Raw genomic sequence first — 14,839 nt, forward strand, 5'->3', positions numbered from 1 at the left:
GGCGCTCAGCCTGTGGATAAGTCTGTGCGCAACCTTGCGCCGAACCCCAGCAAATTCGTGGATCCAAGCGCTTTCACAGGCTGGTCATTTTTTGTTCACTGATTAATCGCCAGCAAAAACAGCCATTTGCGCAAAGACCAACGGCGGGCGTTGGTCCGATGCAATACGCACCTGTTTGGCATGCGGCTTGTGCATAAGCCTTCGCGCGAATAGCGCTAAGCAGGTTGAATCNNCAGTTTCAGCAGGCTCATGCCCACCAGCAACAGCGCCAGGCCCAACCAGCCGCGGCCTACCAGGCGTTGACCGAACAGTGCCCAACCCATGGCCACGGTGGCGAGGATGCCGAAGCCACCCCAGATGGCGTAAGCCAGCGACAGTTCGATATCTCGCACAGCCTGGGCCAGTGCGGTAAAGGCGGCCAGCACACAGAGAATCGAAGCAATGCCCAGGCCGCGCTTTTTAAAACCGTCGGAATACTTGAGCAGCAGGTTGGCGATCACTTCCAGCACGATCGCCAGGCCCAGCCAGGCGAAGGGAATCCAGTTCATGCTCAGCATGGCAGGGCCTCCATATTGCGCGGGGCAGGTGCGGCGCGGGTACCCGACTTGATCAGCAGGATACCGGCGATCATCACGCCCANNCCCAGGCTCTCACCCAGCCAGGTGACGCTGATCAGGGTGATCAACACGATGCCGATGCCTTCCCACAGGGCGTAGGCCACGCCCACCGGCACGCGTTTTACCGCCAGTGCCAGGAAAAAGTACGACAGGCCGATCATCAGGTACATCAACCCGTGACCAAGAATGGGGAAATGACTGGCGGCGAATTTCATCGACGCGGTGCCGATCACCTCGGCGGTGATGGCGATAAACAGATAGATCCAGGAACGCATGATGCCCTCCCACGGGCGACACAAACCGAGCGAAATCGCGCTGACGGCTACAGACAAAGAGAAGAAAAAGGCTGTTTGTCGGGGGAGGCGCTAGAGGTCGCCGGTCCAGTGACGTTCACGGGAAACCAGGCGGGAGGTGAGGAGCGGAAACGCTTTAGTGTTCAACATAATGAACAACAAATTAGCTCAAGGCATCGTTAAAGTCAAATCGATAGAAAATGACTAATTAATTTTCGCGTCTTTCAGTCCGTATTTAGGTGAAAGCCCTTAAAGGTTGCAGAAAGGTTCGTAAATTATATTACCCGGCCTGATAAAGGCATCGCGGGGCAAGCCCGNCGGGCTTGCCCCGCGATCCCCCGTAAGATCCCACCTCACCCTCGTGTCAAAACGCCGCACCCCCGGCAAAATCACAATTAATTATTGTAATACGATAATTTTTCACAAATAATGCACCCCGCTCAACTAGCACGGAGGGAAACCATGAACAGTAAGACAGTGGCTTACGCGAGATCGCGTCTGCGAGTGATCGGTGCATTCGCCGCGGTACTCGCCTGGGGTACAGGGATCGTCGAGTTCGGCGGCAACGTACTATTGTGGGTGTTCGAAAAAGCCCAGGTGCAAGGTGCCTACCTGCAAAGCTTCGGTGAAAACATGCCGCTGCTGCTGGCCCCGGATTACCAGCCTTCNNCCTGGTGATCGGCCTGGAACTGATCCCCGCCAGCCTCTCGGCCTTTGCCTTGTACCTGACCGGCTTGTTCTTCCTGCGCCTGTCCCGGGGTGAAACCTGGACGACGCAAAACATCAAGATGCTCTGGTGGGTGGGCTTGCTGTGCATCGGCTTGCCGATGGTCTGGCCGATGATCGGCACCTTGCAGGGCCTGGCGTTCTCCATCGACCTGCCCAAAGGCGAGAGAAGCTTCAGCGTATCGATCGGTGTATCATCCCAGGCGGTTTACGAGATCATGAAAGGCATTTTCCTCTGCGCCTTCTCACTCCTCATGCGTGACGCCAAAACCATCAGCGATGAACACAACTGTTATGTCTAGCTTGCCCCTATGCCGATAATTATTCGACTCGATGTAGTCATGGCCAAGAACAAGATCCGCTCCAAGGATCTGGCCGAGATTATCGGTATTACGGAGGCGAACCTTTCGTTGCTGAAAAACGGCAAGATCAAGGGTTTCAAGATGGAAACCCTCGAGAAGCTCTGTCGCGCGTTGAACTGCCAGCCAGGTGACCTGCTGGAGTTCAGCGAGGAATGAACAAGGAACTGGCAACTCGTGAGCAATTCACTCAAATGGCGCGCTGCGCTAGTGCTGGCCGTCGGCCTGCTCGGCGGCTGCGGCCCCAGCTATACCTATAGATACTCCCCACCGCCCAGCATGGCGGGCATGAACTGCATCAACTCCTGCTCGATGGAACGCAACCACTGCAAACAGATGGCGCGCCTNNCGCCCTGTACCAGGCCAACTACAGAAACTACCAGCTGTGCCAGGCCGGCAAGAGCAAAAAAGAAGCGCGCAAAAGCTGCTACTACCCCAGCTACCCGTTCAACAGCGGCTCCAGCTACTCGTGCGGCAGCGACTACGACAGCTGCTACCAATCTTGCGGCGGCACCATCCAGCGCATCCTCAACAAAGACTGACGCCTCGAATAAACGGAATTGACTGTGGATATCATCAGATCCATCGCCCTGCTTGCGTGCGCGTTTTACCTCAGCGGCTGCGCCTTCATGTCCGACTGGCAAGTCCCGCCACCCCGGTCCGACTGGCAAGTGCCGCCCATGCAGATGTACGGCAACCAGAGCTTCCCCGGGCCGGACTTCAGCAGAGACCGCCACGCCATCCAGCACTACTTCGACACACACAAACACTGACACTTCGACCAAACGGAATTGCCTGTGGCCATTATCAGATCCTTCCTCCTGCTGGCGTGCGCGTTCTACTTGAGCGGCTGCACCAGCGGCGACTACACCCCGGTGTCTGGCTGGGAAATCCCGCAGATGCAGATATACGGCGACAAGGGCTACACCGGCCCGGCCTACAGCTGCAAGAAAAAGCACGGCTGCCGAGAGCACTGTAAAAAGCACGATTGCCGCTACAAACCGCTGATATTCGACCCCACCAAAGCCGAACCCAGCGCCACCACGATGCACCGCGGCTGGTAACAAAACCGGGTATCGCGAGGAATGTTGCAGAAGTGGTTTACAGACGCAAACTGATCGCTATAATGACGCCCCTGTGCCGGTATAGCTCAGATGGTAGAGCAACTGACTTGTAATCAGTAGGTCCCGGGTTCGATTCCTGGTGCCGGCACCATACACAGTAAAAAAAGGCTCACCGCAAGGTGGGCCTTTTTTGTTTGCGTGGGCACACCCGCCGGTTGGGAGCAGGCTTGCCCGCAATGAGCTGCTGAAGGCAGCGTCTAAATCGCAACCGCTGTGCGCTTGATCACCTCCGCTGATCAACCCAGTACGTCACATTCGCCTCTGCGCCTGCCCCCTAAGAACTTGGCCCGATCCGGTGTCAACGCCGATGCCCCAAGCCAGTGTCTTATTTCTGAGCAGTGCAGAAATAAATAGCACCCTCAAAAAAACATAATCACTCATAGAATCGGGATTTTTCCTATGTGCAGCCAAAGCCATACGAACTAATCTCTCATTGCACCTGTTAAAAGGTGCACACTTAAATCAAATAAAAAAGGATACTACTATGGGTATGTGGTGCTGCATGTATATCAACGAATTCAAAGTCGACCAACCCACTGACGACGAAGTAGAGTCTGTCAAACCAGAAGAAGATTTCACCCCGGAAGAGCTCTCCATACTGGCTGAGTAACGAAAATAAATGAGGCGATTTTTTCGCCTCATTTTTTGGCTTATATGGAAACTTCCTGACTATGAAAACAATTGCCCCAGAGCGTACGTTATCACTGGACGATGCAGAAAGCGCAATCGATCAGCACTTTTCCAGCGAAGGAATTCATTTAACCCTACGCCGTTACGGTAGTCCGCTGTCCAGCACTGTTGCCACCCTTCACCTCCCCTATGACAGTAGCGGCATAGAATGTGTCGGTTGTGGCAAAGGCTATGAAGCAGAGGCTCGTGTGGGTGCGAAGTTCGAGGCTTATGAGCATTACATGGGCCCCTTTCAACTACGAAAGCATAGCGCACTGCATTGTTTTGATTCGGTTGTTTCTCAACCGTCCTTGCAAAACATACTGCCGATGCAAATGCTTCGCCACGCCGATGCATCACAGATGGCTGTACTTTCCTTCGAGGCGCATGAAGCATCCGCAGGCGCTGAGTTACTCTATCCATCATTTCTGATTAACCATCAGTATGCCAACGAGTCGCTTCCCGGTGATGATACCGACTATAGCGCTGCGCGCCGATACTCCTGCGGCACCGGTGTGGCAGCAGGTGTAGGATTTACGGAAGCAGCAATTCATGCCGCAAGCGAGGTCATAGAGCGTCATGGCATTGGGCGCTTTATTGCACAACATTTCTTCTATGATTCAAAAGAGCCTATAAGAAAGATTGTTGACAATTCTATGCCAGAACATCTATTAAGCACCTTGCGTGATGCAGAAACTGCCATAGGAGCTTCAATCGAGGTATTTGACGCCTCTAGTCAAATAGACTATCCCGTTTTTATTGCCTACTGCCCGGAGAAGACGATNNGTGGGTGGCGGCTGTTCACTTTACCCGAGCCATGCCGCAGCACGGGCGATCAAGGAGCTGGTGCAGCAATACAAAGTTGCTGAAGGCGTGCAGCACGTCACTCAAGAGTGGACCAATTCAAAAAACAACCTGGCCAAAAACCCAAAGTTGCTGCGCTGCTTGCGCATGGCGTTTGGGGCCACCCAGCGTGCCAAAACAGTACCTTACCCGATGCCTCAAGACCCGGAAAAAATGCCACTGGCGCTACACTTGTCCCATTTAAAAAATGAGTGTTTTAAAGCCAATCATCCCATTTGGCTAAAACAACTACATTCCAGCCCCAACCAGGTTAGCCTGGCCTGTGCGGTCATGCCAAAAATGGAAAGATTTTCGATTGTCTCACTGGGCGGAAAAGTTGTCCCCTGCTATCAATACGAGTAAACAGCAAAGCGTCTCTCATTACCTTTCGGAACCAGGCCTTTTATGAGCCCAGCAGAAAAAAAGTGCCCACGCGAACTACCATGCCGTGACTATTTTCTTTCTCCTTCTTTAGGTATCGCTACCCAGGCGATCCATTTAGGGCAACATGAGAATGGCCTGAGTCAGTTTCCAGTTCCAGCGCTCATTTGTAACTCTGCAACACTCCTGAATTCAATTGAAGAAGGCAGAGAGATGCTGGGCAATGCCGAGCAGGAGAATTTTGCCTACCAACGTTATGCAAACCCTACCGTTTCAATTTTAGAAGCGAAATTTCGCGCCATTGAACACTGCTCCTATAGCCTCGCGGTCAATAGCGGAATGACCGCCTGCCTGCTTGCTTTTCGCGCCCTGTTGAGCGCAGGCGATCATGTCATTGTACCCCACAGTGTATTTTACGAAATCATTGAACAACTTAACTATGAAGTGAACCATCGCGGGATTGAAATGTCACTTATCGACAAATACCAGGCGGCGGCATTTGAGTGCGCGATCCAACCCAACACGAAAATGATCTTTATCGAAGCCCCTACCAACCCGGCTTTTTTAGATATCAACATTCCTGATCTGGTAGAGCTTTGCAACAAACGCGGCATTCTTCTTGTTGTTGATAACACCTTTCTTACACCTGCCTGTCAAAAGCCACTTTCCCTGGGGGCTGCAGTAACATTATATTCCATCACCAAACACATCAACGGTCACGGCGATGTCATGGGCGGCATGATCAGCACCAATGAACCGGACCTGTTCAAGGCATTGAAGTATCACAGGGACAGTGCAGGGCTCATAGTAGATCCGTTCTCGGCCTGGCTCACTATACGAGGACTAAGGACGCTGCCACTGCGATTAAAAAAACATACCGATAATGCACATGCGGTGATCGCCATGCTGCGTGAGGAGTTCCCGAAGCTAGAGTGGCGTGCAGTCTGGTCGACTAAAAGTGCGCAAACCAACGGAATTTCTCCGTCATTGCATACAGGCCTTATCGCCATTGTTTTTCCATCGCGAGAAACGGCTACAACCTTTGTTCGTCATCTGCAGCTTATCCGAATAGGTACAACCTTCGGCAATATTGAGTCCTTATGTTATCACTACGGTAGTTTTAGCAGGGAGGGCAGCACCGACCTGGAAAAAATAGGCGTGCCGGATGGCTTGGTGCGAATCTCTGTTGGCCTGGAAGATAGCGATGACATTAATGCAGACATCCGACGTGCACTGCGCCTTGCAATGCAAAGCAGAACCACTGCGCGAGGGTGAAGCGTAAGTCCGTCAGCGGTCGAGTGCGAGATTCTGCCAAGCCCCCACCTTGTAATCCTCTCCCCCATCCGTTATAGCTAAAAAGGCATCCATAACCAAAAAGAGGCAGAATCAGCCCGCCATGTACGAGACCACACGTATCTTTCGCCCTTCAGGCCCGTTTGCCGCGCTGTTCGGCAAGACTTACGGGCCCAACGCTGTCGCTAGCCCTTCGCTGACCAGCTCCCCCCTCTCGACGCTGTTCCACACCTTGTCGATTCCACCTCGCGACGTCTTGCTCGCGCACAAGCGCAAGCGCCCTGTCCCTCCACCTGCCAGCTGACACCTGAAGTTTCCGCTTCCTCTCGCCCTCGGTTCTGCCGTTCAGGGCTGGAGTCGCTTTGCATTTTTTTCAGTGTTTTCTGTCAGGAAATCTTATGACTATTCGTGTTGCCATTATCGGCGCAGGCCCGTCCGGCCTGGCGCAGTTGCGTGCCTTTCAATCCGCTCATGCCCAGGGTGCCGAGATGCCCGAGGTGGTGTGCTTCGAGAAACAGGCCGACTGGGGCGGGATGTGGAACTACACCTGGCGCACCGGCCTGGACGAGCATGGCGAGCCGGTGCACGGCAGTATGTACCGCTACCTGTGGTCGAACGGGCCGAAGGAATGCCTGGAGTTCGCCGACTACAGTTTCGATGAGCATTTCGGGCGGCCGATTTCGTCTTATCCACCGCGCGAGGTGCTTTGGGATTACATTCAGGGCCGGGTGAAAAAGGCCGGTGTGCGCGACTACATTCGCTTCAATACCGCCGTCAAGGCGGTACGCTTTGATCAGGCCAGCCGCACCTTTACCGTCAGTGTCTATGACTACGGCATCGGCCAGGGCAGCGAGCAGGTGTTCGATTTCGTCGTGGTCGCCAGCGGGCATTTTTCTACCCCGCATGTGCCGCAATTCGACGGCTTCGAGCGCTTCTCCGGGCGCATCCTTCACGCTCACGATTTTCGTGAGGCGGTGGAGTTCAAGGGCAAGGATGTGCTGATTGTCGGCAGCAGCTATTCGGCCGAAGACATCGGCTCGCAGTGCTTCAAGTACGGCGCGCGCTCGATCACCAGTGCCTACCGCACCCAGCCCATGGGCTACAAATGGCCCAAAGGCTGGGAAGAGCGCCCGCAGTTGCTGCGGGTCGAGGGCGAGATGGCGTTCTTTGCCGACGGTTCGAGCAAGCGCGTGGATGCGATCATCCTCTGCACCGGCTACCAGCATCACTTCCCGTTCCTGCCCGACGAGCTGACGCTCAAGACCAGCAACCGCCTGTGGCCTGCCGGGCTGTACCAAGGGGTTGTCTGGGAACACAACCCGCAGCTGATCTACCTCGGCATGCAAGACCTCTGGTACAGCTTCAACCTGTTCGACGCTCAGGCCTGGTTTGCCCGCGACTACATGCTCGGGCGCATCAAGCTGCCGCAGCCGGCGGCGATGGCTGCCGACAGCGCACAGTGGCGGGCCGAGGAACTGGCGCTGGAGTCGACCGCCTCGATGTACGAGTTCCAGGGCCGCTATATCAAGCACCTGATCGAGCAGACCGATTACCCGAGCTTCGATATCGACGCAGTGAACCGGATCTTCCTCAAATGGAAGTCGGACAAAAAGCAAGACATCATGGGTTACCGCGACAAGTCCTACCGCTCGGTGATTACCGGTACCGCTGCGGTGCCGCACCATACCCGCTGGCTCAACGCGCTGGATGACTCACTGCAGGAGTACCTGCGCGAGACCTCGGGCAAGGGCGACCTGAAGACCTTGCGCCAGCACTGACTACGGCGTGCGCTGCAGCGCTGCAACCAGTCGCAGTAACGCGCCACACCCTGCTCCACCGTCAGCGTTGGCTGCTCATAGCCAACGCTGCGCAAGCGCTCAAGGTCGGCGCAGGTGTAGCACTGGTACTTGCCGCGCAGGTGCTCGGGAAATTCGCTGTATTCCAGAATGCCCTCCAGCAGGGCCATCTCCAGCGACAGCGGCGGCTGGTCCTGCTGCTCGCGCAGGCGGTTGATCACTGCCAAGGCCACGTCATTGAAAGGCTGGGCGCGGCCGCTGCCGACGTTGAAGAGGCCGCTCAACTGCGGCCGGTCGAGGAAGAACAGGTTGACCTTGACCACATCCTCGACCGCCACGAAATCGCGCAGGTGGCCGCCGCTGGGGTAGTCGCCATAGCTGCCGAACAGGCTGACCTTGCCGTTGGCCTGGTACTGGTTGNNGGGCCACCGAGGCCATGGCGCCCTTGTGCTGCTCGTGGGGGCCGTAGACGTTGAAGTAACGCAGGCCGACGATCTGGCTGCGCGCCTGGGGCAGTTGTCGGCGCACGCGCTGGTCGAAGAGGGATTTCGAGTAGCCATATACGTTCAATGGCCGCTCGCACTCGCGCTGTTCGCGAAAGTCGCGCCCGGCGCCATACACCGCCGCCGACGAGGCATACAGCAGCGGCACCTGCAGGCCTTGAGCGGCGTCNNGTAGCGGTAGTTGTTGTCCATCATCAAGCGCCCGTCGCCTTCGACGGTGCTCGAGCAAGCGCCTTGGTGCAGCACGGCGCGCACCTTGCCAAACTGGCCGCGGCCAAAGCGCTGAAGAAAGTCGTCCTTGTCCAGGTAGTCGGCGATTTCGCTGTCAGCCAGGTTGCGAAACTTGTCGCCATCGCTCAAGTCATCGACCGCGATGATCTCGGTTTCGCCGCGTTGGTTGAGGGCCTGAACCAGGTTGCTACCGATAAAACCGGCGGCGCCGGTGACGATAATGGTCATGCCATGTCCCCCTTTGAGGGTGCAGAGTCCTCAGTTTAGGGGGTGGTGATTGTGCAAATATTAACCAGGGTCAATGGTTTTGCCGATTGCCGGCATGCATGGCTTTGAGCAATTTGTTACGCGATTTGCGGATCGCCACCAGACGACTGCGCATTTTTCGCTGGCGTTGGCTGTTAAGCAGATAGAGCCCAGAAAGGGACATGGAGGTGGAGCATTCGGGATTTCCCTTTCAACGACGTTCCTTGATTGCCCGAGCTTCGTCCCGTTGCTTGACACGCTCCTTTCGCATCTCCGCCAGATAGGCACGCATTTCCCTGTGCAGTTTGCTGTTCAGAATTAATAAGCCGATGAGCGGGAATAGCAGGCCGGTGCTATAGACAAACATATGTGGCCGGTATCCATAACTGGGCAGCACGGTCACCAGGCAAGCCACGAACAAACCGACAACGACCCAGACCGCCCAAGCACGACCCCGTACCATCAGAAAATGGCTCACAAAGACCACCACAGAAAGCGCCAGCAGAACCATCGAGGTTTTGAACACTCGATCTTCAATACCTTTGGCAAGCGCCACGGTACAGGAAGCCGAGAAGCACACCATGAAGAAGGCAACGATGAAGGCTGGAAAGTACTTTGCCAGAAACACTTTCAAGCTCGGTGGCTGCTTCATGGCTTGAACTCCTCATACAGCCCTACTGCGATCGTCTGCACCCTGCTGCTGCCCACAAACCCGGCACCCGCACCCAGGGAGTCTTTGATCAGGGTTCGGGTTGCATGCTTGAACTCGGTCGGTGTGTGGCGCTTGGGAAGTTGACCAGTACTCTGTTTGAGCCGTAGTTGCTTGGCTGTCAGCGAAGGATGCTTGAGCGAAAGCAATTCATCGGTCAGCGCTTTGCGCTGCTGACGGCTCAGTTTTCTGGAAAGCTCAGACCAACTGCTTCCGGTAGCCGCTTTGCGCACTTGCAGATATTTGAAGGTCGTAAGCCCAGAGGCCCCTACCCCCATCAACGACACAGCATCCAGTGCTGACGACATGTTCTGGTACCACTCGTAAGAGTCCAGCTCATCGTTATCCGCAGGGTTCACCACTTCGTTGAAAGTTCTGTACCCGCCGAAAATACACTGGGTGGTACTGGCCGCTGCAGCTGCGGCGCCCATTGTAGTGAGCACCAGGCTGGTGCCGGCAGTGAACGGCACCGCAACNNTCCATCCCAGAACTGCCCCGGTACAGGAAAGCGTTGCGTTCAGTGCTTCTTTAACCACTCGCGACTCACGCGGACTGGTCTTGAGCTCTTCGATGAACTGCGCAGGCGCCAGATACTTCTTCGCCTCACGCAAAATCACCCGCTTGGGTAGCACACTGCATATCGGCTGAAACTCACGCAGGGTCACCACGTTGTAATCCGCATCGATATACACCACCCCGGCACCGACAATGCCCGGATCGGCATCGATGGCGGCAAAGAGTTTCGGCAGGTTGATGCTGCTTTCGATGCGCTGCCTTGCGAAAAACTGCGACGGATTGTTATCCAGTCGGTTGAGTAACTCACTCATGAACGGTCTTCCTTGAAACGGCGCACAGGTCGCCCGGCCTTATGGCACCGAGCCGGGCGACGCTGTGGCTCAAGCCTTACACGTTAGGGCAAGGCACCGGTGCCCAGTCACCCATGTCCGGGTTCTTGCACATGTTGTTGACCTGGCTCTGGCCGGCGCTGGCAACCTTCTGGCTTTCAGCCTTCTTGGCGTTGGCGTCCTGCAGGGTCTTCTCGGTGGCGACGGCNNCTGGCAGCTTTTTCTTCGCCGGTGGCGGGGTCTTGGTCTTGCCCGTATTGGTCTTCTTGGCGTTACCGGTGGCCAGCACCGGCGCCTGGGCTTCGGCAACGATCACCACGTCGTTACGCGGTACGCCGACCTGCTTGAGGTCTTGCTCGTAAGCCTGGGTGTAGTTGTTGAGGTTCTCACCCAGACGGCCGTTGACCGCGGTGATNNTCGACTCCTGCAGGCCGGCGATGATTTCCGCCAGGCGCTTGCGGCCTTCGCCATCGCTGATCTTGTTGCTCTTGCGGCCATCCATCAGGTTGGCGAACTCACGCTGGTAGCACGCCTGGGAGGCTTTGGCGTAAGCGGTGCTGCGGTCCATGTCGGCCGCGCTTTTGTTGATGTCGGTGGCGTAGGAGCCTATGCGCTGGTTGTCGTCGCTGATCTGCTTCTGGCGCTCGGTGTAGTAACCGGCTGCACCGCCGACCAGAGCACCACCGGCAGCACCGATGGCAGCATTGCGGCCACGGTTGTCGGAGTTGCCGGTCAGGGCGCCGGTCAGCGCGCCGCCGACGGCACCGATCAGGGCACCGGTGGCGACAGACTTGGTCATGTCCGAATCGGTGGCGCGCAGGTGCTGCACCGGCTCGTAGCAGCTCGGGTAGTACTCGACCTTGGTCGTCGCACCGACCTTGGACGCCGGCGAGCTGGCGCAGCCAGTCAGCAGGACGGTGCTGAAACCGGCCGCCAGCAGCAGCGCGGCCCGGCCGTTGGAAGCAGTGAAGAAGGGCTTGCGAGTTGAAAGCATGGTCAGGTTCTCTCTTTGTTTAAACACGCCCGGGACAACCTCATGTCGCCCCGGTCACTACGATGCTCGCTCGACAGCCGCTCAAGGTTGCGGGACGGCTGATGCGAGCAGTTCTTTCAAAATCGTCGCCGGGTCGGCGCGCCGTTGCTGGCGATAGTCCCCGACATGACGGACGAACAGGGTCGCGCGGCTGAGCAGGCTCTTGCCCAGCACCGGCTTGCGATTGAGCTCTTCCTTGACCCGCTGGAACTGCGCCTGGATCACCGCGTCGGTGTAGCGCGTGCCAGTGGCAAGGTTGTCGATGTAGATCGCCACGGCGCCGTCGAGGGCGCTGCGGCCGTTGTTGATGGCAGCGGCAAACAGCTTGGCGCTGGTCTCGTCACCAGAAGCCTTGGCCTGCTGCTGGGTTTTCTGCAGGTTGGTCAGGCGGATGTTGTAGTTATTGATGGTTTCGGCCACCAGCGCCGCCGACTGGATCAGGTTGCCGGCGGCTTCTTCGCGCTGCTGGGCGATCAGCGAGACGTTGCGCTTGAGCTCTTCGTTGACCAGGCCAAGCTCGGCTTGCAGGCGCGGGTCGGCGCTGGCGGCGATGATGCTGTCCAGGCGCTTGGTCGGGTCCTGGGCGTCGTCGATGGCGTCGGTCAGCGCGGCCAAGCGGCCCTCTTTCTGCCATTGTTCGAACAGTTCCTCATAACGCGAACGCGGCGCCGACAGCGCGCCGATGGCGACACGAAAACCTGTGGTCTCGTTGCTTTGCTCGGTACCATCGGCGCCGAACAGCGGGTACTCGCGGCGCATGCCGGTAAACAGCGTGCCCTCGCCTTCAAGGTAATTGCCGCCCTTGACCACAAACCCGCCATAAGCACCCTGGCGCCGCCCGGCGTGCACCAGCTGGAACGATTCCTGGACCATCTCTGCGGCGTTGCCGAGTACGTCGAACATACCCAGCGGGTTGGGCAGCTTGGTGCCGATCGGNNGCCGCCGGCGACCTGGTTGAACACCGCCCAGTCGGCCAGCGGGCCGTCGCTTTCGCTGCCCTCGAGGCGGCGCGGGAACAGCCGCCCTTCCAGCTCCTGGCGGCTGACGGCGGAGCCGCCACGGGCAGCGAACTCCCACTCCACTTCGGTGGGCAGGCGCACAAAGCCTACACCGCCGTCTTCGGCCTTGTTGCCACGGCCACTGACCGGCAGCAGGTCACGATGGTTCTTCATCAACCAGGCGCTGTACACCGCGGAAAAACGCTCGGCTTCAAAGCGCGACAGTTTGACCTTGGGCAAACGCCCGGCCATGCCACTCGGTGCTTCACAGGCCGGCGCCGGTTCGCCGCTGGCCAGCGACTGGGCCTGGGCCATCACCTGGGCGTACTGGCGGGCGGTGACTTCGTACTTGCCGATGAAGTACATCATCGGCTTCAGCGGGCTGCCGGCGTCGGTCTTCGGCAGACTCGGGCTAATGCGTTTTTTCCAGTCGGCAGACAGGTCCTGGAGGCTGAACTGGCCGTTGATGAAGTCACGGCGATAGCCGGAAATGAACGACTGCTTGTAGCCCGCTTCGCCTTCGCTGAAGGGGTAGCCAAGGTTCACCTCACGGTCGTCNNCCAGCACGTAGACATGGCGGAAAACCATCTCGCCGTCGCACGGCAGCGGCAGGCTGATGTCGTCGGCCAACGGCTTGGGATTGTCCAGTTTATTGCTGGCAGGCTTGCTGTCGTCCTCGGCCTGGGCGCAGGACACCAGGCTCAGGGCGGCGACGATCAGCGCCAGGGCGGGTAAGCGGCGGTCAAACATCTCGAATTCCTTCACAAGCGTCTATTCGCGCCACGCGCCAGCCCCCCAGGGCGGCAGCGGCCGCGCTGGCCAGCAGCACAGCGAGCAAGGCAACGAGGTAATGCGACGGGAGCAGATGGCTGGCGTACTCGCCGGGCATCTGCATGAACAACTGGTTGAGGCCACTTTCGGCCAGGGCGTACAGCGCCGCGCCGATGACAGCGGCAAACACCCCGCTGTACAACGCCTGCAGCACGACAAATGCAAGCAAGGCAGCGGTGCTGAAACCGAGCAGGCGCAACACCGACAGCTCGCGGCGCTTGCGCTCGACCGCCGCCAGGGCGCCGGCGCAGATCGCCGCAAACGCGCCAGCAACCGCCAGCGCGGCAATGATCCAGAACACCAGGGTCAGGTTGCGGCTCAGCGACTGCACCTGGGCAATCGCCGGGGCCTGGGTCGAGACCAGCAACTGGCGATCGGCAAAAAAGCGCCGCAGCGGCTCGACATCGGTAAGGTTGCGCGCGTACAGCCGGAAGGCCGGATAAACCCGTTGCACCTCACCGGTATGGCGCTCACCTTCCCAGCCGAAAGCGGGCACGGCGCGACCATCACGGTAGTCTTCGGCGGCTTCCAGCAGCGCCAGCGGTGCAAACAAGGCATCGCGCTCAAAGGCTTCCAGCGGCAGCACAGCCACGACCTTCAAGGTAGTGCGCTGGGCCTGGATCTGCCCGGCAAGCTGGCGGCTGAACGAAGCATCGAGCTGATCACCCGCCTTCGCGCCAAGCTTTTCTGCCGCCGTACGGCTGAGGACGATCTGGTCGACCGCACCGGGGACGGCCAGCCCTTGCAGCAACGGATCGTTAAGCGCCGTGGGGATCATCTCGACATTGACCACGACCTTGCGCGCAGCCAGCACCAGGTCGGCGGTCGCGGCAATCTGCCGGGTACGCGGCAAGGCGAAGGCGACGTCGTTACGCGCCGCCAGTTCAGCGACGAAGTCGGCACTGAAACGACCGCCACCCAAGGGGATGACTTCCCGCACGGCCGGGTCGCGCTGCAAACGCTCGGTAAGGCTGCTGACCAGGCCGAATTTCAGACCGAACAGCACCAGCAACGGCGCAATCACCGCCACCAGGGCCAGCACGCTGCAAACGGACAGGCGCGCGTCGTTGCGATAGTCCCGCCAAGCCAGGCTTGCGATCAGCATCGGGCGCATTACGGCTGGCCCTCCAACGTGGCGGTGACACCACCGTCGGCATCGCGGCGGCAGACCATGCGCAACACCTGCAAGCCGGCATCACGGGCCAGCGCCTCGTCGTGGGTAGCGATCAGGCAGGTCACCTGCCGTGCTTGCGCCTGGCGCAGCAGCAGTTGCATTACCCGTTGGGCATTGAGCGGGTCCAGGGCCGCGGTTGGCTCATCGGCCAGGAGCAAATCAGGGTTG

General features: G+C 58.2%; 14 protein-coding genes, 1 tRNA gene and 3 pseudogenes. 9 read left to right on the forward strand and 9 right to left on the reverse strand.

Annotation, left to right across the window (positions count from 1 at the left end):
- Positions 1-215: 215 nt before the first annotated feature.
- Together mdtI and UB48_RS26515 are read right to left on the reverse strand one after the other, a co-directional pair.
- Positions 216-557: a multidrug/spermidine efflux SMR transporter subunit MdtI gene (gene mdtI / locus UB48_RS26510; RefSeq protein ID WP_045202313.1), complete on the reverse strand. Its 342-nt coding sequence runs from the start codon at positions 555-557 to the stop codon at positions 216-218.
- The gene (locus UB48_RS26515; protein ID WP_045202315.1) at positions 551-892 is read right to left on the reverse strand and encodes an SMR family transporter; all 342 of its coding nucleotides are present in this window, start codon (positions 890-892) and stop codon (positions 551-553) included. The genes mdtI and UB48_RS26515 overlap by 7 nt, the downstream gene beginning before the upstream one ends.
- Positions 893-1,584: 692 nt before the next feature.
- On the opposite strand from UB48_RS26515, the gene UB48_RS28305 reads away from it, so the two are divergent.
- The 9 genes from UB48_RS28305 (at position 1,585) to UB48_RS26555 (ending at position 8,083) form a co-directional block, all read left to right on the forward strand.
- Positions 1,585-1,938, forward strand: coding sequence for a hypothetical protein (locus UB48_RS28305; RefSeq protein WP_275560907.1), 354 nt, complete (start codon positions 1,585-1,587; stop codon positions 1,936-1,938).
- 9 nt (positions 1,939-1,947) lie between these two features.
- The gene (locus UB48_RS26525) at positions 1,948-2,154 is read left to right on the forward strand and encodes a helix-turn-helix transcriptional regulator (protein WP_010221299.1); all 207 of its coding nucleotides are present in this window, start codon (positions 1,948-1,950) and stop codon (positions 2,152-2,154) included.
- A 407-nt stretch (positions 2,155-2,561) separates the two neighbouring features.
- Positions 2,562-2,768, forward strand: a complete 207-nt coding sequence (locus UB48_RS26535; protein WP_045202317.1) for a hypothetical protein — start codon at positions 2,562-2,564, stop codon at positions 2,766-2,768.
- A 24-nt stretch (positions 2,769-2,792) separates the two neighbouring features.
- The gene (locus UB48_RS26540) at positions 2,793-3,059 is read left to right on the forward strand and encodes a hypothetical protein (RefSeq protein WP_045202318.1); all 267 of its coding nucleotides are present in this window, start codon (positions 2,793-2,795) and stop codon (positions 3,057-3,059) included.
- 75 nt (positions 3,060-3,134) lie between these two features.
- Positions 3,135-3,210, forward strand: a tRNA-Thr gene (locus UB48_RS26545).
- A 580-nt stretch (positions 3,211-3,790) separates the two neighbouring features.
- A complete protein-coding gene (locus tag UB48_RS27590; RefSeq protein WP_082075530.1) occupies positions 3,791-4,657 on the forward strand; it encodes a YcaO-like family protein in 867 nt (288 codons plus the stop codon).
- Complete coding sequence (locus UB48_RS27870; RefSeq protein WP_156160257.1) at positions 4,635-4,994, forward strand: hypothetical protein; 360 nt, start codon at positions 4,635-4,637, stop codon at positions 4,992-4,994. The genes UB48_RS27590 and UB48_RS27870 overlap by 23 nt, the downstream gene beginning before the upstream one ends.
- A gap of 42 nt (positions 4,995-5,036) precedes the next feature.
- Positions 5,037-6,287, forward strand: a complete 1,251-nt coding sequence (locus tag UB48_RS26550) for a PLP-dependent aspartate aminotransferase family protein (RefSeq protein WP_082075531.1) — start codon at positions 5,037-5,039, stop codon at positions 6,285-6,287.
- A 416-nt stretch (positions 6,288-6,703) separates the two neighbouring features.
- Positions 6,704-8,083 (forward strand): NAD(P)-binding domain-containing protein, encoded by a 1,380-nt coding sequence (locus tag UB48_RS26555; protein WP_045202322.1) that lies wholly within the window; start codon positions 6,704-6,706, stop codon positions 8,081-8,083.
- A 17-nt stretch (positions 8,084-8,100) separates the two neighbouring features.
- Here UB48_RS26555 and rfaD read toward each other — a convergent pair.
- From rfaD to UB48_RS28065, 7 genes and pseudogenes are all read right to left on the reverse strand, one after another.
- A pseudogene (gene rfaD, locus UB48_RS26560) lies at positions 8,101-9,063 on the reverse strand (ADP-glyceromanno-heptose 6-epimerase); the annotation flags it as partial.
- Positions 9,064-9,292: 229 nt separating this feature from the next.
- Positions 9,293-9,733, reverse strand: a complete 441-nt coding sequence (locus UB48_RS26565) for a heparan-alpha-glucosaminide N-acetyltransferase domain-containing protein (RefSeq protein ID WP_045202324.1) — start codon at positions 9,731-9,733, stop codon at positions 9,293-9,295.
- Positions 9,730-10,617, reverse strand: a complete 888-nt coding sequence (locus UB48_RS26570) for a hypothetical protein (RefSeq protein WP_045202326.1) — start codon at positions 10,615-10,617, stop codon at positions 9,730-9,732. Before UB48_RS26570 ends, UB48_RS26565 begins: the two co-directional genes overlap by 4 nt.
- A gap of 76 nt (positions 10,618-10,693) precedes the next feature.
- Positions 10,694-11,629: a type VI secretion system-associated lipoprotein TagQ gene (gene tagQ / locus UB48_RS26575; protein ID WP_045202328.1), complete on the reverse strand. Its 936-nt coding sequence runs from the start codon at positions 11,627-11,629 to the stop codon at positions 10,694-10,696.
- An 81-nt stretch (positions 11,630-11,710) separates the two neighbouring features.
- A pseudogene (locus UB48_RS26580) lies at positions 11,711-13,416 on the reverse strand (formylglycine-generating enzyme family protein).
- Positions 13,409-14,611 (reverse strand): FtsX-like permease family protein, encoded by a 1,203-nt coding sequence (locus UB48_RS26585; protein WP_045202330.1) that lies wholly within the window; start codon positions 14,609-14,611, stop codon positions 13,409-13,411. Before UB48_RS26585 ends, UB48_RS26580 begins: the two are co-directional and overlap by 8 nt.
- Positions 14,611-14,839: pseudogene (locus UB48_RS28065) on the reverse strand (ABC transporter ATP-binding protein); the annotation flags it as partial. The gene UB48_RS26585 and the pseudogene UB48_RS28065, both read right to left, overlap by 1 nt.

Origin of the sequence: Pseudomonas sp. 2(2015), from assembly GCF_000955865.1 — a bacterium.
In the GTDB taxonomy this organism is placed as follows: domain Bacteria; phylum Pseudomonadota; class Gammaproteobacteria; order Pseudomonadales; family Pseudomonadaceae; genus Aquipseudomonas.